Below are 24,823 nucleotides of genomic sequence, written 5' to 3' on the forward strand. Positions count from 1 at the left end.
AGCGTAACAATCAACATTTACATTGCAAACCACTGACTCCACGGTAGTCTAGAAAGGACAAGAACAAGAGCGATAGTATAAAAGATACTGAGCATCTTGAGTTTGCCGTTGCTGGTAATCTTCTTTTTATGTTTCGAATAGCCAATGGTAAGGATAGTAGTAGCGATAATCATGGTCAATGGATGTTCCAGCGCGAGTAATCTTGCTCCACGACCTTCTGGAGTCATAAGAAAGCTGAAGTTTGAGAACAACATATTAGAATAAGGTGATAGTGCCCACAAAGCTAGTCCTAATAATAATTGAATATGTGTCACGATCAAACCACCTAAGGCTAGGCTAAAATCACGATTACCAAATTCCTTTTTGGAAAAGAAACCTATCAGCGCATTAAGTGTTGCTAGAACTAGAACGGTAACCACAAGGTACGCCCATCCAGAGTGAGCTGATTTTAAAATAGAATAGGCATTCATAAAAAGGAGGTTTAAAGTTTCAAAAATAGCCTAAAAACAAAGAACCCAACTCAGTTGAATTGGGTTCTTAAATATGATAATAAGTGCTTAATTCTAGTTGAATATATATCTCAATCCAACTTGCATTTGCCATCTTGAAGATCTAACACCACCGTCGTCAAAACGCTCTAAACCATCTTCAAAATCTGGATCAAAAGTAAATTCTGGATCTGGACCATCTTCTTCAACGTTCAATATTTGTATGTTACCAAATCGGTTGTTGATGAACTTCTGGCGACCCCAATCCTTGTTTAAGAAGTTGAAGAAGTTGAAAATATCAACCGTTGCTTGAAGCGTATGTTCCTTCTCATTCACGTTAATTGTGAAATCTTGAAGTAACTTGAAGTCAACAATATGATTCCATGGTCCTCTAAATCCGTTACGCTCTGCATATGAACCTCTTCGGTCATTTAAATAGTCATTGCTCTCTATATATGCATCAAGTGCTTCCCATTGCTCATCTGCGCTTACATCTCCATCATCTACAAGATTAATTTCACTCTGGTTGCGTGGAATATAGATTAAGGCATTATCACCAGTATCGTCACCTAGCAAACTGAAGCTTCTAGGATCATTATAGGTAAAGCTTAATGGAGCACCTTCTTGACCATTATAGAAGAAGCTGAAGGTCGTCTTGATGTTATCATTCCACGTCAAACGGTACGAAGCATTTGCGGAAACTCTATGTCCAAATGCAAACTGTGAAGGCTGTAGTTGAGGAGCATTCTTACCATTCACCGTTGGATTAAATCTCCACTGTGAACTGTTTTGAGAAGATGTTGCGTCAAATATAGATTCTCCGTCACTGTATGCGTAAGAAACCTGAGCGGCAAACCCTTTGTCAAAAGGCTTCGTTAACGTGAAAGAAGCGCTCTGTGAATAACCTTCATTAGTATTGGTGGCCAGATAAATACCAGTATAATCTCCATCAATTCTCGCTCTAGAGTAAAATGGTCTTTCATCTGCACCATTAAGGTTTCCTATAGGTCCTCTAATATTTAGATTCTCATAGGATATATTATTGATATTGTCATTATAGATATAATCTACTGTAGCTGTAAGACCCCAAATATTCAGTTTCTGATCTATACCTATGCTGTATTTTGCCACTTGTGGCAACATGAAATCTGGCGCAAATATGTTGATATCACCACCCAATTGACCACTTCCAGGTGCAGCACCTGTACCAATCGGCTGGTTCGTTGGATCTGGATTGAATCGTACGCCACCTTCAAAATCATCTTCATTTACACCACCAATGGCAAGACCATTATTATTGTAAGCACCACCTGGCCATACTAGCGGCATTCTAGAAGTAAAGATACCTATACCACCACGTATTTGCGTTTGACGCTCTCCACCTACATTCCAGTTAAAACCTAATCTAGGAGAAACGTGTATCTGACTTTTTATTTGTCTACCTACTCTTGCACCTTGCAAGTCTTTACCTTCTGCTTCTAGAAGGGCAACTGTGTTGGTGTTGAACGATTCGTTAACGGTTCCTTGCTCAAAGAATGGAATGTCAAATCTAACACCATAAGTCAATCTGAAGTTGTCAGTTAAACTCCAGTTGTCTTGAGCATAAACACCTAGTTGCGATAAGTTGAATTTTGCAGCAGCATCAGTAATGTCATCACCTGAAGTTCCAGCAGGATCTAATAACGAATAAGAGTAGCTGTAATCTTGTGACAATACATCATCGTCAAGGTCATCATTGAAATACGTATTGAAGTCTTCTAATGAATCAAAACCATAGTTACCAAAGTTTTCTCTCACAAATACATTTCGTACACTGTAGTTTTCAAAATTTGCTCCTAAGGTAATGTTGTGTGCTCCTGATTGTATCTCAAAATTGTTTGTAACAGTAAATACGTCTTGATCAAGAATATTACCCGTAGAAAAACGCTCAGAACCAAACGTGATATTACCATCACCATCTTCAATGCTTACTCTAGGAAACGGATTTCCTATAGGATCACGGTCATCTCTAACAATTGTATTAGTAACAATGAGGTTATTAGAAAGGTTTGAACCGTTTGTAGTATTCCATTCAAGTGTGCTAGAATTTGTAGTTGAGGGAAAAAATTGTCCACCATTAGAGAAATTGATGTTTCCAGCATTACTCGTTGAAGGATCAACAGATTCACCATTTACATAATTGTGCTTAAAGATGATGGTATTCTTCTCATTAAGGTTGTAGTCAAGTTTAATAGTAAAACGCTCTGTTTCACGAGTACGATCAACATTACCAAAAGATCCAGGATCATAACCAAATCTGTCGATAAGATTATTCCTTAGTGTCGTAATATCTTCTAAAGAACTATCACCAACATATAATGCTGGGTCAAAAATTCTTGGAGTGTTTTCTCTCTCAACTTCAGCATTCAAGAAGAAAAACAATTTGTTTTTAATGATGGGCCCACCTATTCGCGCACCATACAAATTATTAGAGAATTCATCTAGGCGTTCGCGATCTGGAGCAGGATCATCACCATTTCGATCATCAATTTGGTCTATGATTGCTTGTGGCGTTTTACCAGCTAATTTTTCATTCCTATGAAAGTAATAAGCACTACCACTAAATTCATTAGTTCCTGAACGAGTGATAGCATTGATCGCACCACCAGTAAAACCTGATTGACGTACATCATAAGGTGCAATGTTTACAGAGAATGACTCAATGGCATCAAGTGATATTGGGTTGATACCTATTTGACCACCGTTAGTACCTGAGTCAGATAGTCCAAAAACGTCATTATTTACAGCACCATCAATAAGAAGGCTGTTATACCTGTTATTTTGACCAGCAATCGAGATAGATCCATCCTCGCCAACTGTAGCTTGTGGTGTCTTTCTTAAAATGTCTGCAATACTTCGGGTAACTGTAGGTAGAGTGTTTATCTCTCTTGTTGAGATATTAGTTTCTGATCCAGTTTTACCACTATCAAAAATCCCATCACGAGTAGCTCTGATAACTATCTCATCCAGCGCATTGGTAGATTCTAGAAGTGTAGCGTCAATTTGTTCTGATTGACCCAAGTCTAGATTGATATTAGACAATTCTAGGGTCTCTTTCCCAACATAAGAAATGTTGATAGTATAAGGACCACCTACACGCATGTTGTTGATACGGTAGTAACCTTCAATGTCAGTTACAGATGCGTAGCGCGTACCTGTTGGTGTGTGTACTGCGATAATCGTTGCGCCCAGTAGTGGCTCATTATCGGCTTCTAAGACACGACCGTTGATGGAAGATGTGGTTACACCTTGTCCCAACATAGTCATGGAGCTTGAGAGAATTCCTATAAATAAGAATAGCTGTAAAAGTTTGTTCATCGTTAAAATGATTTGAGTTTTGATGCTGCAAAAGTACTCGCTTAAAAAGCATCCCAACATTAAGCTATCATTAATTAACGCTTAACTTTTCAACTATAACTATTTGATAAATAAGATATTACCTATTAACGGAATAAAACTTGTTTAACAGCGCGGTGGTTGACGCATCATGACCGTCAGACTTACTTGTCTCAATGTCATTTAAAATGGTATCTGCTAGTTTTTTTCCCAGCTCCACGCCCCATTGATCATAGCTGTAAACGTTCCAAATAATACCTTCAACAAATATCTTGTGCTCGTACATGGCCACCAATTTTCCTAGACTCGCAGGAGTAAGCTCATCAATCATGATGGTGGTAGTAGGCCTGTTACCTGGGAACACCTTAAACGGTAACAGTTTACTTATCTCATCAGCTGTTTTGCCAGATTCTTTTAAATCTTCACGGGCTTCCTCTCTGGTCTTTCCGTTCATGAGCGCCTCAGTCTGCGCGATAAAGTTTGCGATGAGTTTATTATGGTGATCAGGTTGTTGGTATTTTGCTTTCGCGAAAGCTATAAAATGAGCCGGTATCAACTTTGTTCCCTGATGTATCAATTGGAAAAAAGCATGTTGCGAGTTGGTTCCTGGTTCACCCCAAACAATGTTGCCTGTTTCATAATTTATAGGAATACCATCACGAGAAATGCTCTTACCATTACTCTCCATTATAGCTTGTTGCAAGTAGGCCGGTAATTCCTTTAAGTACTGGGTGTAAGGTATGATGGCCTCGCTCTGGGCTTTAAAGAAATTGTTATACCAGATGGTGAGTAGTGCCAGTTGCACCGGTATATTATCGCGGAATTCCGCATCTTTAAAATGCTCATCCATGGCATGTGCGCCATTCAATAAATGCTGGAAATTGCTGGTGCCAACGCCCAACGCGACAGACATTCCTACTGTGCTCCACAAGGAGAAACGGCCGCCTACCCAATCAAACATCGGGAAAATATTGTCCTGTGCCACGCCAAATTCTACCGCACGATCCACATTACTGCTCACGGCGATAAAATGCTTGCCTACTGCATCTTCATTCACTTGTTCTTTAAACCAGTTGCGTATTGTAGTAGCATTAGTCAACGTTTCCTGCGTGCCAAAAGATTTTGAAACAATCACAAACAGCGTTGTTGCTGGATCGATTTTTTTAAGGGTTTCCATCACGTGGTCACCTTCTACATTTGACACAAAGTGCAGTTTAAGATCGTTGTGATATGCCTCAAGTGCCTGGTATATCATCACGGGTCCTAGATCGCTGCCTCCTATACCTATATTGACAATAGTGTCAAACTTTTCACCATTGGCAGCGGTTATTTCACCTGTAAGTACTTGATCTACATAAGTGAACATTTTCTCACGACTGGCTTGTGCGTCTTTTACATAAGACTTAATGTTAGAATCTGCCTTTTCCAATGGCGTGCGCAATGCGGTATGCAGCACTTCACGACCTTCAGTCGAATTAATTTTTTCTCCATCAAAATATGATTGGATAGCCTCATCGAGCTTGCACTCATTTGCAAGGTCAATCAGTACCTCACGCGTAGCTGGCGTGATGAGGTTTTTAGAAAGATCTACATAAAAATCCTCAAACTCAATGGTAAATTCCTGAGCTCTATCGGGACTATTTTTAAAGGCTTCTTTTAGATCAAACTTCTTAAGATTGTCATAGTGCGCCTTTAGGCTGTTCCATGCGTTGGTGGTAGTTGGGTCTATATTTTTCATAAAGTTGCTGCGCCGGTTTGATAAGGCACCTCGTCTATTTCTTCCTTGAGAGGCATGATAAAGTTCTGGTAGTCTGCCATTTTTGCTTGTGGTAATGGCTCTGCACTTGGTAAATTTTGTTTGTAGGGATCTACCTGCTTTCCATTGACCCAAAACCTGTAGCATACATGTGGTCCAGTAGCGAGTCCTGTGCTACCTACAGTTCCTATCACTTGACCCTGATCCACACGTTGACCAACACTTACTTTTCTTTTAGTCATGTGCAGATACTGCGTTTCATAAGTGCCGTTGTGTCTAATTTTTACATAATTACCGTTACCGCGAGTGTAACCAGACTTTGTCACTATTCCATTTGCCGTGGCAACAATTGGCGTTCCATAGCCAGCAGCATAGTCAGTACCCTTATGTGCTTTCCATCTTTTTTGTACTGGGTGAAATCTGCGTTTTGTATATCTACTAGAGATGCGCGTGTAGTTCACAGGCGCTTTCAAGAAAAAGTTGCGCAGTGTGGCGCCTTCTTCATTATAATATTCATGAACGGCCTCAGTAGAATCTACTACATAATCAAATGCATAATAGGGCTTGTTGCCAGTTTCAAAAACAGCAACCTCAATCCTGTCAATACCTGCATAAATGCTGTCATTGATGTAGCGTTCTTGAAAGATCATCTTGAAACGATCGCCTTTTTGTAATTTAAAGAAGTCGATAGTCCATTTATATATGTCTGAGAGTTCATAGATCGCACTCATGCCCAGACCTTGATCTTCCATGGCTTCAGATAGAGTAGTTTCTATGGTTCCAGCGGCAATCCTGCGTGAGTAGGTGATAGGATGTTTGTCCTGTGTCGCTTCAAGGTTCTCGTTAAGCGTCAACTTTACATAATCCATACGGCTAGGCTCATAGATAAAAGCCTCTGGTGTGTGGACACTGTCCTTGCGTTTTAAAATTTTGAAAGGTTTTCCTGCCTGGATCTTACGCAAATCATAAATCTCATTGAGCTCTACGGCTGCTTGATAGGCGCTTTGACCTTCTACTAGGTGTGGTGCAATGAGGTCATTAAAGGTATCACCGCTTTGCACGGTGTCCTCGACAATTTCATAATTATTCAAGTCATAACCGTACTGCATTACCGGTATTACTGGTTTGACCTCGGCGATTTGAACTTCTTGTTTCTCATCGCAGGAAGCTAGCACAAGCAAACTGCATACGGCAATTAAAAATCTATTCATTCTTTAATCTGTATTATAAATGTGTTCTACCCATTGCTTGCCCCAATCCTCTTTTTCTTGATCGCTCCACAAACCAGGGAAAAAGGACACTCGCTGAAAATGCGGTGGTAGGAATTCCTTCCAGTTGGTACCACCAGTAGCTTCAACAGCTTTTCCTTCCTTGCGCAAATATCTGTGTGCCGCGCCCATGTGCATCAATAACCAGTTGATATTGACATTTTGATCCATTGCGCGCAGTGCATCCTTGAGCGGCTGTGTTTGCTCACTTTCTGGCAACGATAAGTAACGCTGGTACAGGTTACTATGTTGTACTTGATGTGCGATTCTCAAGAATCTAGGCGTGTACCTTTTTTCAAATTGCTTCAGTGTGAGCGTTTTCTCGCCAGTAGTCTTGTCAATACCGCCTTTTTTCCAGTAAATATGGTTGTATAAAGTTGGGATGTCTGTGGTTGTTCCGCTTTCGCGAAAGCGTAATCTATCCTGATAATTAACAAGATTGATGACATCTGTATTATAGAATTCAATCATGCGGAATTGTGCACTCTGGAAACCACTGGCTGGCAACAACGACATACGGAATTTCAAGAATTGATCACGTTCCATGCCCTTGATCATCACCTCAAAACTGTTGATGAGCATGGTAAAATACCTGTTGATGCGCGTCACTTTCTCAGTAAAGAAGCTTGCGGTGAGGTGTTCCTCTTCAATAATTTGTAGCTGCTCGTGGATGGCTAGCTTGAAGTAAAGCTCTGTGATTTGATGATAACCTATGAAGATCATCTCATCTGGAAATGGCGTGGATGGCACCTGTAAACTGAGTAAGGTGTCTAGCCTGATGTAATCCCAATAGGTGATGTACTGGTCATAGAGCAGTCCATCGAGGTAGGAAAGCATGTCCTGTCCAGAGTTCTTAAACTTTTTCTCTAGAAGTTTGATGCGTTGAGCAATTTCAGGAGTAATCTGGTCGTCTGCCATGTAGTGATTTAAACGCTTTGCAAAAGTAATGAACCACAGCCAACTGCCTTTATTTTAATCAAAAAATGCTGCCGATTTTTAAGTCAGCAGCATTATGATTATTCCACAATTTTCATGAATTGATGCGAGAGTCCTTTGAAGGCATCAAGATCTGCAGTGAGTGATCCTACCGCAAGTTTTGCCTTGATCCTGAGCGGTATTTTATTCTTGTCATCGCTTATCCATACCGACAAACTTTCTTCTTCTTCAAACACACGACCTGATTGCACATACGGTCTAAATTCCAATGCATTGATCTTACCGAATTTAGTTTTAATCACCTCACGCTTCAAGAACTTCATTTTAAAGTCATAGTTCTCCTGATCAAAAAACATAGGGAGAATAAATTCATCACCTGGATTGAGATTATCAGTATCTACTGTGTTGCGCAAATGATAAAAGGCACTGACCATATCCTGAGTCCCAGGTTTGATAGCTTCCGTACTTACCTTTTTGCGCTTTTTATTATTGATAGTAGCTGTGAGTGCCTCGTGGTCAAAGTCGATCACAATATCCTTAGTATGACCGCCTTCATCGATATCTCTTATAAAGCGGTACGGTGCTCCGGTCTCTTTATCTATATAGGTCTCATATTTATCATCAACCTCAAAAAAGAGATCCAGCAACCCAGTGGATTTACCACGACCTTTAATGTGGTATACTGGTTTGCCCTTATATCGGGCATTTGTAACATTAAGTGTTGCATAGCTGGCGTTGAACATCCCATAATGTATACGGAATTTGAACCACTCACCAGTATCAAATGCCTTGATAGGATCTGAATCATGCGGTGGTGTGAAACCAACTGTGGTTACCATTACAGCCGCTAATAAGAGTATAAGTTTTTTCATAGGTAGCTTTTTGACCGTTTGCTCGCGGTTACTACTCAAATTACAAGATCTGTTCCAAATTTACAATGTGCCGCGCAAAGCTTGTTCTCGCTCTATTGCTTCAAACAATGCCTTGAAATTACCTACCCCAAACGACTGTGCACCCTTGCGTTGAATTACTTCAAAAAACATGGTAGGTCGATCTACGATAGTTTTGGTAAAAAGCTGTAATAGATAGCCTTCTTCATCGCGATCTATAAGAATACCATGTTTCTTGAGCACTTCTACATCTTCATCAATCTCACCAACTCGCTCTAGTAGATCATCATAATATTCATCGGGCACGTATAAAAATTCTACACCGCGATCACGCATAGCACTTACAGTTGCCACAATATCATCTGTAGCGACTGCGATGTGCTGCACGCCTGGCCCATTGTAAAAATCAAGGTATTCCTCAATTTGTGATTTCTTCTTTCCTTTGGCCGGCTCGTTGATTGGGAACTTCACACGGCCGTTACCGTTACTCATCACTTTACTCATGAGTGCGGTATAATCTGTACTAATATCATCATCTGCAAAGGAGATGATTTGTGCAAAGCCCATAACTTCACCATAGAATTTACACCAGGTATTCATCTCGTCCCAACCCACGTTACCTACCATGTGGTCGATGAACTTGAGACCTACTGGCTCTGGATTGTAGTGTGATTCCCATTTTTTATAACCAGGTAGGAATGTGCCTTGGTAATTTTTGCGTTCTACAAATAAATGAACGGTCTCACCGTATGTATAAATACCAGAAGTTACCACGCTGCCGTGCTCATCTTCACTTTTGGTAGGTTCTTGATAGGCTTTTGCGCCACGTTTGGTGGTTTCCTTAAAGGCACTTGTTGCATCATCTACCCATAACGCTACAATCTTGACGGCATCGCCATGCTCGTCGATGTGTCTATTTATTTCACCACCTTTTTGCAATGGCGATGTAAGTACCAGCGTGATTTTATCCTGTTTCAACACATAAGAAACCCGATCCTTTAAGCCAGTTTCTAGCCCAGCATAAGCATGCGATTGAAAACCAAAAGCAGTCTTATAAAAGTGCGCTGCTTGTTTGGCATTTCCTACATACAATTCCACGTGGTCGGTGCCTAGTAGCGGTAGAAAATCCTCAGCTTCCTTGAATAACTTCTTAAGCGAGTACTCTGTGTTTTTAAGATCTTTGAGTTTTTTTATTTCTGCAGGCATGATGTCTTTATTTAAAAGATGAATGTGGATGAACGATCAAGTAATGAAAGAATCACCACATAGCTCTTGTTTGAAATAATGTAAATGCGCGCATGTAATGCTTATTGAATGCTGTCTAATTCTCGTGATTCTACATTCTCAATAACGGTATCGTTGGTGCCTTCATACTTCCATTCATCTACCTCGCTGGCAGAATCACTCTCATAGTCATACATATCGTCTGTGTCTTCAAAATCATCGACTTGAGAATCAAACTCGCCTGATTCCAGTCGCTCTAGGAAATTATCGACATTAAATAAGTTTGCTCCTTCAAATATCAATCCTATAAACAAAAGAACGGCCACAATAATGGTACAGATCATATTGATGATTAGTCCTGTTTTTACATTAGAATAAGATTTTGCCGTGTATGCACCAGGATTCTGGTTGTAGGCTTTCTTGCTTTTTGCAGCCCATATCCATCCTATACTTGTCAAGATAAGAATAGGTATGGCTAGTAAAGAGCAACAACAGCCTGTAAGTATAACCACAATACCTATGATTCCTATGACGAGCGCTCCAGGATCTGCGGATAATTTTTCTTTTATTTCGTTCACGTTTTTCGGTTGTTTTTAAATTTCTCTATTCTCTATTCTCTATTCTCTATTCTCTATTCTCTATTCTCTATTCTAGCCAACTCTTGTGATAGGAATCGTCTGCTATTTCTAGACCTTCTTTAGTCACTTTGAGTGGTTTAAAAGTATCTACCATTACGGCCAGTTCTTCGGTTTCAGTTTGTCCTATGCTACGTTCTACAGCTCCTGGATGAGGACCGTGAGGTATTCCTGCAGGATGTAGCGATATATGTCCAGCCTTGATGTCGTTACGGCTCATAAAGTCACCATCTACATAATACAAGACTTCATCACTATCGATGTTGCTGTGATTGTACGGTGCTGGTATGCTATCTGGATGATAGTCATACTTGCGCGGTACAAAACTACATACTACAAAAGCATCAGTCTCAAAGGTTTGATGTACCGGTGGTGGCTGGTGTATGCGACCAGTGATAGGTTCAAAATCGTGGATAGAAAATGCATACGGGTAATTATACCCATCATATCCAACCACGTCAAATGGATGCGAGGCATAAACCATTTCAAAAATCTCGTCCTGTTTCTTAATCTTGATAAGGAACTCACCTTTTTCATCATGAGTATCTAGTGACTCTGGCCTGCGCAGGTCACGCTCACAAAATGGTGAGTGTTCCAGCAGTTGACCAAACCAGTTGCGGTAGCGCTTGGGCGTGTAGATAGGTTTGCGACTTTCAACAATAAAAAGTCTGTTGACAGCGGTATCAAATTCTATTTGATAGATGATACCTCGAGGTATCAACAGGTAATCACCGTACTTGAATTCCAGATTACCTAGATGTGTGCGCAATACGCCACTACCTTTGTGTACAAACAATAACTCATCACTATCAGAATTTTTATACCAGTAACCGGTCAGTGACTCTTGCGGCGATGCAAGGATAATATTGACATCTGCATTTGTGAGGACTGTCTTGCGGCTATCCAAGTAATCGGGTTGCGGCTTGATTTGAAAGCCCTTGAGCCGGTAACTTTTAATATGGTTTTCCAGCGCGATCTCTGGCTTTACAGAGTAACTGTTACGTATTTCCTTGACCATCGTTGGTCGGTGCTCATGATAGCTGTTGGTGTACATGCCATCAAATCCTATCGTGCCAAACAATTGCTCGTGATACAGCGAGCCATCTGGTTTTCTAAAAACCGTATGACGCTTGTGCGGTATCTTTCCTAGCTTGTGGTAAAAAGGCATGATTGCTATTTATATTCGTAAATTTCGTGAATTCTCTAGACCATTCCATGCAATAGGCTAATTTATTGATGCGGTGTCTATAAAAATGACGTGAAATTTTTTGGCATGTTACGCTTTCGCGAAAGCGTAATCCCAAAAAATTTAAAACGCAAATCCCAGTTTTACATAGAATTCACCATCATCCTGCTGTGGGCTAAAGCTATATTTGAGTTCAATAGGACCAAGAAATGTATCAAGTCCATATCCCAAAGCAAATCCAGAATAACGAGCCTTGCTGAACCAATCGTCCTGTTCAAAGAGATCGTCGTCAACGCTGGCGAAATTTGCACTAAAAATGACATGGTTCTTACTGAATATCTCATAATCAATTTCAAACAGACTGCGTATCATGGTATTGCCGCCCAACGCTATAAAATCATATCCATAAAATGGTATGATATTATTGATGCGTCTTGCGCCATAACCACCTAGGAAAAAATCTAGCGCGCTGGTGTCTGGATTACCTATGGCGATACCCACATGAGCTTCTCCTCGCAGGCTCAAATTACCAAATGATCTCGCGTGCCCGACCTTTAACTGAGCGATACTATATTCATTGTAATCATCTCGCTGTTCATCGTTATAGACATAGAGGTGAAAATCACCATCAACTTCCCAGCCGCTGGATGGAAAAAAAGCATTGTCATAAGTGTCCAGCAGCAGCTTACCGTACAGACTACCGGTAAGACTGCTCTCTATATCTGTGCGACCTACGTCGGGATCGTTAGTAAGTAAAGTATTGGTGAAAACGTCCAGCGATTTGAGCTCAAGTCCTGTCTGCACATTGAATCCTCGATCCAGGCGTGTTTGCAAATAAACCTGCTGTGTCCAGTCGCTGTATTCTACATCCAGGCGATTGACGCCTAGTGGTTCTTGACCGGTAGTTTCCTCGGCAAAGCTGGCTGGTATATCCTTTTCAAATTGCACAAACTCGCTGTGCAATCCTATAGACCAATAGTTGCCCTTATCGATATAGTAATCAAAGTTGTAACGCAGGTTGTCGCCCAGTATCACATCTGCAGATATGATGTCATTATTAAACAAGATATTCTTGCGAGTAAGGTTGACAAGAGCGGCACTGCGCAGTAACTCGTCATAGTGCAGGCCCAAACGCAAGTAGTTGCGCACGGTACTTTCCTCTACCGTGATGGATAGTTCGCGGCGACCATCGTCTTCTAGGATCTCATAATTGATCTTGGTAAAGTTGTTTGTGGCCTGCAAATTATTGACGCCATTCCTTATGTCTTCATAACTAACAAGTCCTGGCGCATTGATCTTGAATTTACCTAGAATATAAGCGCGTGTGTAGCGCATGTTGCCATTTACATAGATGTGGTCTAGATAAAAACTGTCTGCTTGATCCACTTTTAATTTGGGCTTGCGATATCCAGGCGTGGCCACTTGCTTTAGGGCGTCCATTTTCTTTCTGGTGGCGATAACACCTTCATTGATTATTTTCCTACCATCGTCAAACGATATGACCGAGAATTTTGTGATGTCTGGAGTGATGTAAATATCTGTTTTGGGAGCTTTGACCTTCATGGCGTCAATCGTACGGAAGTTATTGATCTGCGCCAGGATTCCTGTTGCGCTCTCTAGCTCCTTGCGATCCTTGAGATCATCTTGAACGTCAACGCCTATGATGATGTCCATACCTTTGGCTCGTAGCTTCTCTACAGGATAATTGTCTGTCACGCCACCATCTGTAAGTAGGCGATCACCTATTTGTACTGGTGCAAATAAGGATGGCAAGGCACCACTGGCATTAACTGCACGAGGCAAATAACCACTATCCAGTACTACTTCTTCACCTGTGGTAATGTCTGTAGCCACGCAAAAAAACGGTATGGGCAATTTTTCAAAATCCTCTACATCACTTACATGTATCAATAATTGTGAGAGTAGGTTATAAACATTTTGACCTTTGCTCAAGGAACTGGGCAACCGCAATTGAAAATCCTCAAAAGGTAGTGTCAAGGCATACCGCTCATTCTCGCGCCGTTCATACAGTGTGGTCGCGCCACGCGGTATTTGATCAGAAATGATGTTCTCAAACTTGGTAATCTTGAAGACAGAATCAATTTGCTCGCCTGTGTAGCCGGCCGCATAAATCGATCCTATGATCGCGCCCATGCTCGTGCCAGCGATGTAATCCACCTTGATTCCTAGAGAGTCGATAACCTTGAGCGTTCCTATATGTGCGAGACCTTTAGCGCCGCCACCAGATAGCACGAGACCTATTTTAGGTGATTTTTTATCCTGAGTTTGTTGCGCTGTCAGGTATTCCGCTTTCGCGAAAGCTAAAACCAATAACAACCCAATAACACTATTCCTGCTCACCGCTATAATAATCGATTATTTTTCTTGCCTTGCTCAATCCTACAACGCCAATAAGTTCTTTTTCTGTTGCTTCCTTGACTCTTTTTACAGATCTAAAATGCTGCAACAAACTCACGACGGTTTTACCACCTATTCCTGGGATCACGTCCAGCTCTGTCTCGATGGCCTGCTTGCTGCGCTTGTTCCTATGATGATTGATGCCAAAACGGTGCGCCTCGTTCCTCATATGCTGGATTACCTTGAGCGACTCAGACCGTTTGTCCAGATATAAAGGTACAGGATCGTTGGGATAGAATAGTTCTTCCAGCCTCTTGGCGATACCAATTATTGGAATCGTGCCACGCAATCCTAGTCGTTCCAGCGCCTTGACGCCGCTGGACAATTGTCCTTTACCACCATCCACAATGACCAATTGTGGTAATGGCTGGTCTTCTTCTTGCAGTCTGCGATAGCGCCTATAAACAACTTCTTCCATGCTGGCAAAATCATCTGGACCGTCCACGGTCTTAATGTTGAAGTGACGATATTCACTCTTGCTGGGTTTACCATTCTTGAAAACCACACAAGCCGCAACCGGATTGGTACCCTGAATGTTGGAGTTGTCAAAACATTCCATATGTCTAGGTTCCTCGTCCAGTCTCAAGTCGGCTTTCATCTGGATCATCAATCTATTGACGTGACGATCTGGATCTACGATCTTGATTGTTTTGAACTGCTCTTGTCTAAAGAATTTTGCATTGCGCTCTGATAACTCGACGACACGTTTTTTATCACCTAGCTTAGGTACGGTTACCTTGATTTCCTCACCTAGATCTAGTGGAAATTGCGTGTAAATCTCACGAGATTGAGAGTCAAATCTAGTGCGCAGTTCAACGATGGCTAGTTTGAGTAATTCTTTATCGCTCTCATCCAGCTGCTTTTTAAGTTCCATGGTGTGCGATCTGGTGATGGAACCGTGATTGATCTGCAAATAATTTACATAACCAGCTGCCTCGTCACTAACAATCGTGAAAATATCCACGTTTGAAATGTTGGGATTGACAATGGTTGATTTTGTCTGGTAACGCGTCAAGATATCCAGCTTGTCCTTGATGCGTTGGGCATCCTCAAACTCCATATTTGCAGCATGTTCCTGCATGAGCGTATTAAAATGCTTGACGGCTTCTTTAAAATCACCTTTTACAATACCGCGCAGGGCGTCAATATTGTTATTGTAAGAGGTCTCGTTTTGTAATCCTGTGCATGGGCCTTTACAGTTACCTATGTGGTATTCAAGGCATAGTTTATACTTGCCAGCCTGTATCTTTTCTTCTTGTAAATCATAATTACAAGTGCGTATGGGATAAAGAGATTTTACCAACTCTAGCAAAGTCCTAACGGTACGAACGCTGGTGTACGGTCCATAATATTCGCTACCATCCTTAATCATTTTACGCGTCAGGAAAACGCGTGGGAACCGCTCATTCTTAATACACAACCATGGATAGGTCTTGTCATCGCGCAGCATAATGTTATACTTGGGCGACCTGGATTTTATCAGGCTGTTTTCCAGCAGCAGTGCATCGGTTTCGGTTTGTACCACGATGTGCTCGATACGCACGATCTTCTTGACCATGGTCGATATGCGATAGCTATCGTGATTTTTGGTAAAGTAGGATGAGACGCGTTTTTTGATCTTTTTGGCCTTACCCACATAGAGCAATCGATCTGTCTTGTCATAATACAGATACACTCCTGGCGATAAGGGCAGCGTCTTGATTTGTACCTCTAGTGGCGGTAATTCCATAGCACAGTAAAGGTAGGATTTATGATGAGTTTGCTTTCGCGAAAGCGTAATAAAAAACAATCAACTGCAATTAAATAGCTATGATCGTTGTTCCAACCACTTACTATGATTGATCTTGAAAATATTCTCATAGTCCTGTAATAGCGATGTTTTCCTGAGTGTTCTGCAATCCTATTTCCTAAAGAAATATTATAACTGCTTTGAAAAAGTGATGGTTTTGTAACTTGAAAATAAAAGCGATGGCAAAATTTAGCGAAATCATCAACGATCAAGTTCCAGTACTTGTTGATTTTTATGCGACCTGGTGTGGTCCTTGTCAAACCATGATGCCGGTATTAGAACAACTCAAAGACGATCTTAAGGATGGCATCAAGATCATCAAAGTTGATGTGGACAAGAATAAAGCACTCGCTACTAAGTTTGCCGTGCGTGGTGTTCCTGCTTTCATGATTTTTAAAAATGGTAAGCAAGTATGGCGCGGCGCTGGTGTGCAACCCTTACATTCACTCAAAGCTGAAATAGTAAAATATGCGTGATATGAATGGTAAGAGAAATGTATTAGGTGAGCAATTAATAGGCTGTTGTACTGATCCCATGACAGGATTCTATAGAGACGGTTATTGCCGCACCTCAAATGCGGATACTGGAACCCATGTAGTTTGTGCTGTGATGACTAATGAGTTTCTAGAATTCACAAAATCCAAAGGCAATGATTTATCCACGCCTATACCACAGTTCAATTTTCCAGGTTTGAAAGCTGGCGATAAATGGTGTTTATGTATATCTAGATGGCTGGAAGCAGAAAAGGCTGGTTGTGCACCCTATGTTGATCTCAAAGCGACCGATCAAAAAGCATTGGAATACACCAACATCAATGTGCTTAAAACCTATGCAGAATGAGCCGTGGTTTTGTCAAAGAAGGCGATCAAGAAGAACCAGTCGTTATTCCTAAAAGAGCTATTTTACCTGATGGCACCATCAACTATGTCACGCAGCGCGGTTATGAATTGCTACAGGAAGAATTGGGAGCATTAGAAAACGAGCTAGGCACAATTGATCACGAGAATGAAACAGATAGACGCAGAGCCAACACGCTTATTCACGGTAAAATAAAATTGCTCAAAGAACGTATCGCAAGTGCCAGAAAGCTAAATGTCAATGCAGAAAAGAAAAACGAGGTACGTTTTGGCGCTGTTGTAACCTTCAAAAACCTTACAAATAACTCGACCCAAATGGTCAGTATCGTAGGCGTCGATGAGGCAGACGTTGCTCAAGGTAAAATATCATTTACTACACCAATCGCTAAAGCACTTACCGGATCGCAAGTAGGTGAGGTAATCGATTTCAAGCTAGGTAGTGAAGTTAGAAAGCTCAAAATTTTAAATATTGATTACTAGGCAAATCAATTGAATCTTGAGATTTAGAACTTAGAACCAAGGAATTTTCTAGTGCCAGTGATCCTTTTTAAGATTAGTTGCTGCAATAATCACATCCATTCTACTTATTTGACCTATGAGCTTTCCTTGCTCAGTAACTGGAAACCTGCGGTGACCAGACTTTAAAAACCTACCAGCAGCATCAAAAATATCGGCCTCGGCATCAATTGTGGCTACTTCTTTGCTCATATAATCTGATACGGTACGATCGCCCACTGGCAAATTATGATACCTGCTATCACCTATCACTTGCATGAGATCTGTGTCACTAATGATTCCTACCAGATTGTCTTGATCATCGACCACAGGACCACCAGTAATGCGTTGCTTTAGTAGCGTCTCCATCACAGCATTAATGTTTTGGTCGGGTTTGAAAGTGATGAGTTTGCGCTTCATATAATCTTTAACCCTTATAGCTTCTCTTGTATCTGTTTTTTGCTCGGACCTGCGGCCCATAAAACTTTTAATTCCCATAACGATTTTTTTAATTGATCAGACCTTTAAGTTACAAATTTTTAAAGTATTAGTTAAATCGGTTATGTATGTTGAAAGAATCAACTCTCCAATTGATTATGACCCCTATGATTCTAACTTCAGATATTATTTAGAATGATTTTCAATACAGATGGCTGGCGCGTATCTTTGTGTTAATCAGTTTGACTTATGAAAATAGAGAAGAAAGAAGTTCTCAAAGCCCTAGAAACTATATCAGTTCCAGGTGAAGGACAGAATATGGTAGAGAGTGGTGCGGTAAAGAATGTGTTGGTTTTTGGTGATGAGGTAATTGTTGACATTACCATAAATAATCCCAGCTTACAGGCCAAAAAGAAGACAGAAGTTTCTATACTCCAAGCCATTCATAAAGAAGTACATCAAAAGGCTCAAGTAAAAGTAAATTTAAAGGTTGAGGCACCAGTAAAAGAAAACAATGCTCCCGAAATCAAGGGAAAACCTATTCCTGGAATCGATAATATCATCGCGGTAGCTTCTGGAAAAGGTGGTGTCGGTAAATCAACAGTAACAGCAAACCTGGCAGTAACACTTGCAGAAATGGGATTCAAAGTAGGCTTGCTAGATGCAGATATTTATGGACCATCTGCAACCATTATGTTTGACGTGGTCAATGAACGACCACTTTCAGTAACCGTAGATGGTAAGTCAAAAATGAAGCCCGTAGAAAGCTACGGCGTGAAGGTCTTGTCCATAGGATTCTTCACAAAATTAGATCAAGCCGTCGTTTGGCGTGGTCCTATGGCTAGCAAAGCACTCAATCAAATGATTTTTGACGCAGATTGGGGTGAGCTTGATTTCCTATTAGTAGATCTACCACCAGGAACTGGTGATATCCATTTGAGTATCATGCAAGCATTGCCACTAACGGGTGCCGTAGTAGTAAGTACACCACAAACCGTTGCACTAGCAGATGCTCGCAAGGGCGTTGCCATGTTCCAGCAGGAAAGTATTAATGTTCCCGTGCTAGGTGTTATTGAAAATATGTCCTATTTCACGCCACCAGAATTGCCTGATAACAAATACCACATCTTTGGTAAGGACGGTGCCCGCAATCTTGCGGAGGATTTGGGCATTCCGTTTTTGGGTGAATTACCGCTGGTACAATCTATACGTGAAGCTGGTGATGTAGGTAGACCTGCTGCGTTGCAAGAAAATACGCCGGTCTCAAATAGTTTTGTTGATATTACTAGAAACGTAGTTACAGAAACGGTAAGAAGAAACGAAAACATCGCACCAACCGAAGCTGTCAAAATCACAACAATGGCAGGTTGTAGTCCAGCAAAAAAGTCATGATGAAAGGCGAGAAACTTAAACAAGCCGTAGAAGCTGGACTAGAAGAGATCAGACCATTTTTGCAACGTGATGGTGGCGACATTGAATTAGTCTCCATTGATCAAGAAAAGTTCGTCAAAGTACGATTGCTAGGCACCTGTGTAGGATGTCATGTTAATCAAATGACCCTTAAATCTGGAGTGGAATTGACCATCAAGAAACACGCGCCACAAATAGAATCTGTGGTTGATGTCTCTAACATGACAGAGAAAGAAGATTATCGAGATCAATTAGATTCCTAATTCAGGCTCTCAAGAATACCATCAAATAATTGATAACGGCTATCAAGACTAGCATTGCTCACTTTGATGGCCTCATCCCATTTTTCTTCATCATCACCGCACAGCATACTTACCATACGATGCGCCATCGGTCCATGCTCATCGCCGTCTAGTTCAATATGACGATCAAAGTAATACTTGATTTTTGATAAATCCATGTTTATGGATTGATGATCTAGACCCTTGATTATTTTAGTAAACATGTCTGGAATAAGGTCCTCACGACCGTAAGTAAATGCTGCCGCAATCTCGTGTGGCTTTCCACCTTCAATAATATCAAATGTGTTGATCAAGAATTGCGCAATATGCGGTTCTAGGGATGCTGCTCCCGATTTTACTGACTTTATGCTGTTAAAGGAATGGATAATCTTTTCAATAGCCGTGGTCTCAATTCCTGCGGCTTGCATGGCATCCAGATACATCTCATAATGGCTATTGCGATGACCGTCGATGTCAAGATCGGTTTCCTCTGCAAGGACAATCTCATTGATTAGATATCTCAATTGTGGATCGCCTACCGGTTGCCAGGGCACGCTGGTGCAAGTCAATTCTTGTTGCAAGGCCTTGAGTAGAGACATGAAATCCCACACGGCGTACACATGGGATTGCATGAATGTATGTAAATGCTCAACGGTTTTTATAGAGGTGTAGAGTGGATGGTTGAGTAACCGCTTTCGCGAAAGCGTAATCCTATCATTCAACAGCGATTGCATAGACTTTTTTACAAAAATAATGGCTACCTGCAAGATGTAAGTAGCCATTCAATGAATTATGAGAAATTTAAAAGGTGTAACCCACTTTAAAAATGAGCTGCGCAGCTAGATTATTGTTTTCGAAATCATAGCCTCGTGATATTTATCGGGTGAGATCTTTTTCTACTTAAATGTTAGAGCTATGTCAATCGATCTGGTAGATAGTTTCATCAACAGGATCACGCTAATTTTGATCTCACGCCTCATATTGTCCACGGATAGTTTGAAATAACATCATAGCTATCATGGCGAGTAATATTGTTCTATTATAGTTGATCTTTAACAGACAGTCACTCAAAGTATAGCGATAACGAGATGATGCGTCAATTAAAGAGTAAAACCTATCTGCACACCTATATATAAGCTTACATCTGAATCCTCTAAGTCATAAGATGGTCCTGCCTCAAAAGTAAAGTTCAAAAAATCCTGATAGGTTCTTTGCAATCCATAAGTGGCAGAAAGCACGGTCTGATCGTCTACTCGAGAAATATCTCCTTCTACGCCTATCACCTGGGTGAGATTAAGGCCAATAAAGTTACCACTGTTGTATTGAATGTTTCTGCCTTTCTCCAGCCTTCTATTGAAATTGGTATAGTATCTTCCTGAACCTTCTAGGATTAAGGGAAACAAAAAATCAGACTCCGTTTCATTATTGATTTCTTCTACGGTGATGGACAGTCCAACTCCTACGTTAGCGAGTAGCGAGAAGTTCTCTGTTATATCATGTTCGACTTCGGCACTAGGTGTGAGAACATTAAGTCTAAAAATCGTCTCATCTGCATAATCTAGTTTGTTTTGATCTTGCGAGAGTCCAGTTGATGTAGCTAGGAGTAGCAAAACTAGAGCGTAAACGTGTTTCATAAAATGTGTGTCATTGAAAGTATGTGTTGATTGAATTATTGTCGCACCAATGTATAAGTTCCTTGTGCTTGAAAGCTGTAGTCGTCCTCAATGTCATTAATCTCAAAGAGTAAATCAAATCCTTCACTGGAAAAATTGTCAATCGTGGTGATTGCACCATCATTTTCAGAAAGTATTAGTGAATTCCCGTCTAAAGAATATCTACCATCTAGATCTAGCGTATTTGTCTCTACCTCTGTATATTCAAAGCCTTCATCTTTATAATCAGTAGTAGTGGTAAAGCTTCCAGTAGTCGACACGCGACCGTTATCAGTAAAAGTAAAAGTCACATTATTAAAGTCACTACCTACTTGTGTAAAAGTCTCTGTCCTGGTCATTCCATCAAAAGTATCAGTTTCTGATCCGCTAGTATTGACAGCAATAACATCATAGGTTCCCACAAAATTAGCCATGGTCAATTCATTAGGATCTGTTGTACCGTTATCATCATCTTCCTCAGTGCACGAGAATAGAAATAAAGACATAATGGCAAAACTTAACAGGGTAATCTTTTTCATAGGGTATAATTTAAATGGAGATTTCTATCCAATTTTATGATCACGGTAGATCTAACGAATTTAGATGAGACTATTGGAGATGTAAGAATTTATTTAAGCTGAATCATACAAACGCATTCTCGCCTGTAATATCTAGTCCAGTAATCAGCAAGTGGATATCGTGTGTTCCTTCATAGGTGATCACGCTCTCTAGGTTCATGCTATGACGCATGATACTGTATTCTCCAGTTATTCCCATGCCGCCTAGAATCTGGCGTGCCTCGCGTGCGATATTGATGGCGATTTCTACATTATTACGTTTAGCCATGGAGATTTGTGCACTGGTAGCGCGACCTTCTTCACGCAATACGCCTAGTCGCCATGCAAGCAATTGAGCTTTTGTGATTTCAGTAATCATCTCTGCCAGTTTCTTTTGTTGCAACTGGAATCCCGCAATCGGTTTGCCAAATTGTTTGCGCTGTTTTGCATATCTCAATGCTGTATCATAACAATCCATGGCAGCACCTATCGCGCCCCATGCAATCCCAAATCGTGCGGAATCCAGGCAGCTCAGCGGTGCGCCCAATCCAGATCTACCAGGTAGAATGTTGCTTTTAGGGATTTTTACATCCTGAAAAATGAGTTCACCAGTCGCGCTTGCTCTCAAGGACCATTTGTTGTGAGTCTCTGGTGTGGTAAATCCTTCCATACCACGTTCTACTATTACACCGTGTATGCGGTCGTTTTCATCCTTGGCCCAGACAACTGCCACATCACAAAACGGACTATTAGAGATCCATAATTTGGCGCCATTTAATATGATGTGATCGCCATCTTTTTTGAATCTGGTAATCATGCCGCCAGGATTTGATCCATGATCAGGTTCAGTCAAACCAAAGGATCCCATAAACTCACCACTGGCAAGCTTAGGCAAGAATTTTTTCTTCTGTTCCTCGGTACCGTATTTCCAGATGGGATACATCACCAGCGAGGATTGTACTGATGCCGTTGACCGCACACCGCTATCGCCACGCTCTAGTTCCTGCATGATCAAGCCGTAGGAAATTTGGTCTAATCCTGCACCACCATATTCTTCTGGAATGTAAGGGCCAAAACCACCTATCGACGCTAGTCCAGGAATGATACTTTTAGGAAAAGTCGCTGATTGTGCGGCCTCTTCAATGATAGGCGACACGTCACGCTTGACCCACGATCTTGCTGCATCGCGTATCATCTTGTGTTCTTCACTCAACAAATCATCTAGCTGATAATAATCTGGCGCCTCAAACAGGTCTGGTTTCATAATCAAGAATTAGGATTGCAAAATACCCATTTATCAATAATCGATGTTGTATTCTGCACTTTTAATAATGGTCGCGATTATGGCGACGACCTTGTACTTACATGTTGAGATAAAAATCACGAGTTAATTGAATGTAGTCCTCAGTATAATCGTGACGTCCTTTCTCTATGGTTAAATGATTGATTGTTATTTCGCTTTCCTGCCTCGCCGGCAGGCAGGCGCGAAAGCTAACTTCTAACAAGCATCTTTTTACCTCACTCGATTCTGCACCTCGCACGTACATCTTACGCTTTGTGTAAAGCTGAAAATGATTTGCGATTTTAACGAACTCCTCTTCTCTATCTGCTGGAATAATACAAGCAAACCTTCCATTGCTAGCAAGTAATTTGTAAACTCCATAGATCAGTTCTTCAAAAGGTAGCGCATTATCAAATCTGGCTTGCTGTCTAGCTTGGTCCATTCCTGTATCAACTGTAGCAGCTTGAAAAAACGGTGGATTGCTGATGATCAAATCATAACGATCATCTACTTCTTCATAAAATTCTTGAAACGACGCGTGGTAGCAGTACAGTCGATCTGCCCAAATGCTGTTTTCAAAATTTGAGGTACATTGTTCAAAGGCTTCGGTATCCAGCTCTACTGCATCAATCTGTGCATGGTGATTGCGTTGCGCCATCATCAAACTAATCAACCCAGTACCAGCACCTATATCCAGTATAGAGTTTGCCTCGTTAGCATTTACCCATGCACCTAAAAGGACACCATCGGTACCTACTTTTTGTGCGCAGCGATCCTGCTCGATGGTAAATTGTTTGAACTTGAAAGTGGACATGGTTATGACAGATAAAGATCTATCAAACCGTCCGGTGTATTGACCTCAATTACTTTATTCTCTCGATCTACTTTATTGATAAATTCATCATTGATTGGTATCAATACCTCATCACCATTATTGTCAATCTCGAACAAAGCCTGTGATGTGGTGTCGTTAACGCCTGTTATAGTGCCTACCTCACCATAATTTTCATCAATAATGGTAAAGCCAATGATCTCGTGAAAGTAAAACTTGTCGCCATCTAGGGCTGGTAATGCAGTAAGCGGTAGGTACAACTCGCGCTTCATCATACTGTCGGCCGCTGGCTCATCATCTATGTCCTCAAACTTGACGCGCAGCAGCATAGATTTATGCAACTGGCTGCGTTCAACAAAAAATGGAACCAAATCTTTACCTATCTCGATAAAGACTGATTCCATTTCTAGAAAAAGTTCTGGCTCGTCTGTGTCTAGTTTGACAAGCAGCTCACCTTTAAAACTAAATTTATTGACAATTGTACCTACGTAAAAACAATCTTCCTTACGCATGGTTCAATATGATTTACTCTTCTTCGCTTGATGCGTCAGTAGCTGCATCTTGAGCAGCTGGCTCTTCTACAGCAGGCTCTGGAGTATTTGCAGCGATACGTGCTTCATTTACTGCTTTCTCAGCTTCAAGAGCTTTGGCAGCTTCTTTCTCTTCGGCAGCTTGCAGTCCAGATGCTTTGTCAGCAATCTTTCCTTCTTTTTCACTTACCCAAGAATTGAATTTTTCTTCCATTTGCTCTTCAGTAAATGCTCCTTTTTTCACACCACCTTTAAGGTGTCTTTTAAGCATCACACCTTTGTAGCTCAAGATTCCTCTTGCAGTGTCAGTAGGTTGTGCACCGTTTTCTAACCACTTTACAGATCCATCAACGTCTAGGTTGATAGTTGCTGGGTTTGTATTAGGGTTGTAAGTTCCTAGTTTCTCTAGGTATTTACCATCTCTCTTTGAGCGAGAGTCTGCAGCGACGATCCAGTAAAATGGTTTTCCTTTTTTACCGTGTCTTTGAAGTCTGATTTTTACAGGCATAACATTAAATTTGTGG

At 41.0% G+C, this 24,823-nt stretch carries 24 protein-coding genes; 5 read left to right on the top strand and 19 right to left on the bottom strand.

The window, feature by feature from the left end:
- Positions 1–17 precede the first annotated feature (17 nt).
- The 11 genes from EJ995_RS03790 to uvrC form a co-directional block, all read right to left on the bottom strand.
- Entirely contained in the window at positions 18–470 is a 453-nt protein-coding gene (locus EJ995_RS03790) for a hypothetical protein (RefSeq protein WP_126445765.1), read from the bottom strand.
- Between the two features lie 93 nt (positions 471–563).
- Positions 564–3,845, bottom strand: coding sequence for a TonB-dependent receptor (locus tag EJ995_RS03795; RefSeq protein WP_164549866.1), 3,282 nt, complete (start codon positions 3,843–3,845; stop codon positions 564–566).
- Positions 3,846–3,963: 118 nt separating this feature from the next.
- Complete coding sequence (pgi, locus tag EJ995_RS03800) at positions 3,964–5,601, bottom strand: glucose-6-phosphate isomerase (protein ID WP_126445767.1); 1,638 nt, start codon at positions 5,599–5,601, stop codon at positions 3,964–3,966.
- The gene (locus EJ995_RS03805) at positions 5,598–6,830 is read right to left on the bottom strand and encodes a peptidoglycan DD-metalloendopeptidase family protein (RefSeq protein ID WP_126445769.1); all 1,233 of its coding nucleotides are present in this window, start codon (positions 6,828–6,830) and stop codon (positions 5,598–5,600) included. Before EJ995_RS03805 ends, pgi begins: the two co-directional genes overlap by 4 nt.
- 3 nt (positions 6,831–6,833) lie before the next feature.
- Complete coding sequence (locus EJ995_RS03810) at positions 6,834–7,805, bottom strand: tryptophan 2,3-dioxygenase family protein (protein WP_126445771.1); 972 nt, start codon at positions 7,803–7,805, stop codon at positions 6,834–6,836.
- Positions 7,806–7,903: 98 nt separating this feature from the next.
- Positions 7,904–8,695 (bottom strand): DUF3108 domain-containing protein, encoded by a 792-nt coding sequence (locus tag EJ995_RS03815; RefSeq protein WP_126445773.1) that lies wholly within the window; start codon positions 8,693–8,695, stop codon positions 7,904–7,906.
- 60 nt (positions 8,696–8,755) lie between these two features.
- Positions 8,756–9,919 carry a 4-hydroxyphenylpyruvate dioxygenase gene (hppD, locus tag EJ995_RS03820; RefSeq protein ID WP_126445775.1) on the bottom strand — a complete coding sequence of 388 codons (1,164 nt, stop codon included), beginning with the start codon at positions 9,917–9,919 and terminating at the stop codon, positions 8,756–8,758.
- A 101-nt stretch (positions 9,920–10,020) separates the two neighbouring features.
- Positions 10,021–10,515: an SGT1 domain-containing protein gene (locus tag EJ995_RS03825; RefSeq protein WP_126445777.1), complete on the bottom strand. Its 495-nt coding sequence runs from the start codon at positions 10,513–10,515 to the stop codon at positions 10,021–10,023.
- Positions 10,516–10,582: 67 nt separating this feature from the next.
- Positions 10,583–11,740, bottom strand: coding sequence for a homogentisate 1,2-dioxygenase (locus EJ995_RS03830; protein ID WP_126445779.1), 1,158 nt, complete (start codon positions 11,738–11,740; stop codon positions 10,583–10,585).
- Positions 11,741–11,881: 141 nt separating this feature from the next.
- Positions 11,882–14,119: a patatin-like phospholipase family protein gene (locus EJ995_RS03835; protein ID WP_126445781.1), complete on the bottom strand. Its 2,238-nt coding sequence runs from the start codon at positions 14,117–14,119 to the stop codon at positions 11,882–11,884.
- Entirely contained in the window at positions 14,106–15,905 is a 1,800-nt protein-coding gene (gene uvrC, locus EJ995_RS03840) for an excinuclease ABC subunit UvrC (RefSeq protein ID WP_126448858.1), read from the bottom strand. The genes EJ995_RS03835 and uvrC overlap by 14 nt, the downstream gene beginning before the upstream one ends.
- A 239-nt stretch (positions 15,906–16,144) precedes the next feature.
- Between uvrC and trxA the strand changes: the two genes are divergently transcribed.
- From trxA to EJ995_RS03855, 3 genes are read left to right on the top strand one after another with little or no spacing between them, the layout of a single operon-like run.
- The gene (gene trxA / locus EJ995_RS03845; RefSeq protein ID WP_126445783.1) at positions 16,145–16,441 is read left to right on the top strand and encodes a thioredoxin; all 297 of its coding nucleotides are present in this window, start codon (positions 16,145–16,147) and stop codon (positions 16,439–16,441) included.
- Position 16,442: 1 nt separating this feature from the next.
- Positions 16,443–16,805 carry a DUF2237 family protein gene (locus EJ995_RS03850; protein WP_126445785.1) on the top strand — a complete coding sequence of 121 codons (363 nt, stop codon included), beginning with the start codon at positions 16,443–16,445 and terminating at the stop codon, positions 16,803–16,805.
- Positions 16,802–17,302: a GreA/GreB family elongation factor gene (locus tag EJ995_RS03855; RefSeq protein WP_126445787.1), complete on the top strand. Its 501-nt coding sequence runs from the start codon at positions 16,802–16,804 to the stop codon at positions 17,300–17,302. Before EJ995_RS03850 ends, EJ995_RS03855 begins: the two co-directional genes overlap by 4 nt.
- A 48-nt stretch (positions 17,303–17,350) precedes the next feature.
- On the opposite strand, the gene EJ995_RS03860 is transcribed toward EJ995_RS03855, so the two are convergent.
- A complete protein-coding gene (locus EJ995_RS03860; RefSeq protein WP_126445789.1) occupies positions 17,351–17,815 on the bottom strand; it encodes a CBS domain-containing protein in 465 nt (154 codons plus the stop codon).
- Positions 17,816–18,004: 189 nt separating this feature from the next.
- Between EJ995_RS03860 and EJ995_RS03865 the strand changes: the two genes are divergently transcribed.
- Together EJ995_RS03865 and EJ995_RS03870 are read left to right on the top strand one after the other, a co-directional pair.
- Complete coding sequence (locus EJ995_RS03865; protein WP_126445791.1) at positions 18,005–19,147, top strand: Mrp/NBP35 family ATP-binding protein; 1,143 nt, start codon at positions 18,005–18,007, stop codon at positions 19,145–19,147.
- Positions 19,147–19,428 (top strand): NifU family protein, encoded by a 282-nt coding sequence (locus tag EJ995_RS03870; protein WP_126445793.1) that lies wholly within the window; start codon positions 19,147–19,149, stop codon positions 19,426–19,428. Before EJ995_RS03865 ends, EJ995_RS03870 begins: the two co-directional genes overlap by 1 nt.
- Here the strand turns inward: EJ995_RS03870 and EJ995_RS03875 are convergent.
- The 7 genes from EJ995_RS03875 to EJ995_RS03905 all read right to left on the bottom strand — a co-directional run bounded on the left by EJ995_RS03875 (position 19,425) and on the right by EJ995_RS03905 (position 24,807).
- Entirely contained in the window at positions 19,425–20,228 is an 804-nt protein-coding gene (locus EJ995_RS03875) for a DUF3050 domain-containing protein (RefSeq protein WP_126445795.1), read from the bottom strand. The genes EJ995_RS03870 and EJ995_RS03875 overlap by 4 nt on opposite strands.
- Before the next feature lie 318 nt (positions 20,229–20,546).
- Complete coding sequence (locus tag EJ995_RS03880) at positions 20,547–21,080, bottom strand: hypothetical protein (RefSeq protein ID WP_126445797.1); 534 nt, start codon at positions 21,078–21,080, stop codon at positions 20,547–20,549.
- A 35-nt stretch (positions 21,081–21,115) separates the two neighbouring features.
- Positions 21,116–21,637, bottom strand: a complete 522-nt coding sequence (locus EJ995_RS03885; protein WP_126445799.1) for a hypothetical protein — start codon at positions 21,635–21,637, stop codon at positions 21,116–21,118.
- 103 nt (positions 21,638–21,740) lie between these two features.
- Positions 21,741–22,919, bottom strand: a complete 1,179-nt coding sequence (locus EJ995_RS03890) for an acyl-CoA dehydrogenase family protein (RefSeq protein ID WP_126445801.1) — start codon at positions 22,917–22,919, stop codon at positions 21,741–21,743.
- Between the two features lie 97 nt (positions 22,920–23,016).
- The gene (locus EJ995_RS03895; protein ID WP_126445803.1) at positions 23,017–23,751 is read right to left on the bottom strand and encodes a tRNA1(Val) (adenine(37)-N6)-methyltransferase; all 735 of its coding nucleotides are present in this window, start codon (positions 23,749–23,751) and stop codon (positions 23,017–23,019) included.
- 2 nt (positions 23,752–23,753) lie between these two features.
- Positions 23,754–24,281, bottom strand: coding sequence for a ribosome maturation factor RimM (gene rimM / locus EJ995_RS03900; RefSeq protein ID WP_126445805.1), 528 nt, complete (start codon positions 24,279–24,281; stop codon positions 23,754–23,756).
- Positions 24,282–24,294: 13 nt separating this feature from the next.
- The gene (locus EJ995_RS03905; RefSeq protein WP_126445807.1) at positions 24,295–24,807 is read right to left on the bottom strand and encodes a 30S ribosomal protein S16; all 513 of its coding nucleotides are present in this window, start codon (positions 24,805–24,807) and stop codon (positions 24,295–24,297) included.
- Positions 24,808–24,823: the final 16 nt, after the last annotated feature.

This window comes from Nonlabens ponticola, assembly GCF_003966335.1.
Taxonomy (GTDB): Bacteria; Bacteroidota; Bacteroidia; order Flavobacteriales; family Flavobacteriaceae; genus Nonlabens; species Nonlabens ponticola.

What these genes read in the sequence shown, in the direction of transcription:
- EJ995_RS03790 (WP_126445765.1), bottom strand. Translation starts at nt 470, where the DNA reads ATGAATGCCTATTCTATTTTAAAATCAGCTCACTCTGGATGGGCGTAC.
- EJ995_RS03795 (WP_164549866.1), bottom strand. Translation starts at nt 3,845, where the DNA reads ATGAACAAACTTTTACAGCTATTCTTATTTATAGGAATTCTCTCAAGC.
- pgi (WP_126445767.1), bottom strand. Translation starts at nt 5,601, where the DNA reads ATGAAAAATATAGACCCAACTACCACCAACGCATGGAACAGCCTAAAG.
- EJ995_RS03805 (WP_126445769.1), bottom strand. Translation starts at nt 6,830, where the DNA reads ATGAATAGATTTTTAATTGCCGTATGCAGTTTGCTTGTGCTAGCTTCC.
- EJ995_RS03810 (WP_126445771.1), bottom strand. Translation starts at nt 7,805, where the DNA reads ATGGCAGACGACCAGATTACTCCTGAAATTGCTCAACGCATCAAACTT.
- EJ995_RS03815 (WP_126445773.1), bottom strand. Translation starts at nt 8,695, where the DNA reads ATGAAAAAACTTATACTCTTATTAGCGGCTGTAATGGTAACCACAGTT.
- hppD (WP_126445775.1), bottom strand. Translation starts at nt 9,919, where the DNA reads ATGCCTGCAGAAATAAAAAAACTCAAAGATCTTAAAAACACAGAGTAC.
- EJ995_RS03830 (WP_126445779.1), bottom strand. Translation starts at nt 11,740, where the DNA reads ATGCCTTTTTACCACAAGCTAGGAAAGATACCGCACAAGCGTCATACG.
- uvrC (WP_126448858.1), bottom strand. Translation starts at nt 15,905, where the DNA reads ATGGAATTACCGCCACTAGAGGTACAAATCAAGACGCTGCCCTTATCG.
- trxA (WP_126445783.1), top strand. Translation starts at nt 16,145, where the DNA reads ATGGCAAAATTTAGCGAAATCATCAACGATCAAGTTCCAGTACTTGTT.
- EJ995_RS03850 (WP_126445785.1), top strand. Translation starts at nt 16,443, where the DNA reads ATGAATGGTAAGAGAAATGTATTAGGTGAGCAATTAATAGGCTGTTGT.
- EJ995_RS03855 (WP_126445787.1), top strand. Translation starts at nt 16,802, where the DNA reads ATGAGCCGTGGTTTTGTCAAAGAAGGCGATCAAGAAGAACCAGTCGTT.
- EJ995_RS03860 (WP_126445789.1), bottom strand. Translation starts at nt 17,815, where the DNA reads ATGGGAATTAAAAGTTTTATGGGCCGCAGGTCCGAGCAAAAAACAGAT.
- EJ995_RS03865 (WP_126445791.1), top strand. Translation starts at nt 18,005, where the DNA reads ATGAAAATAGAGAAGAAAGAAGTTCTCAAAGCCCTAGAAACTATATCA.
- EJ995_RS03870 (WP_126445793.1), top strand. Translation starts at nt 19,147, where the DNA reads ATGAAAGGCGAGAAACTTAAACAAGCCGTAGAAGCTGGACTAGAAGAG.
- EJ995_RS03875 (WP_126445795.1), bottom strand. Translation starts at nt 20,228, where the DNA reads ATGGCTACTTACATCTTGCAGGTAGCCATTATTTTTGTAAAAAAGTCT.
- EJ995_RS03880 (WP_126445797.1), bottom strand. Translation starts at nt 21,080, where the DNA reads ATGAAACACGTTTACGCTCTAGTTTTGCTACTCCTAGCTACATCAACT.
- EJ995_RS03885 (WP_126445799.1), bottom strand. Translation starts at nt 21,637, where the DNA reads ATGAAAAAGATTACCCTGTTAAGTTTTGCCATTATGTCTTTATTTCTA.
- EJ995_RS03890 (WP_126445801.1), bottom strand. Translation starts at nt 22,919, where the DNA reads ATGAAACCAGACCTGTTTGAGGCGCCAGATTATTATCAGCTAGATGAT.
- EJ995_RS03895 (WP_126445803.1), bottom strand. Translation starts at nt 23,751, where the DNA reads ATGTCCACTTTCAAGTTCAAACAATTTACCATCGAGCAGGATCGCTGC.
- rimM (WP_126445805.1), bottom strand. Translation starts at nt 24,281, where the DNA reads ATGCGTAAGGAAGATTGTTTTTACGTAGGTACAATTGTCAATAAATTT.
- EJ995_RS03905 (WP_126445807.1), bottom strand. Translation starts at nt 24,807, where the DNA reads ATGCCTGTAAAAATCAGACTTCAAAGACACGGTAAAAAAGGAAAACCA.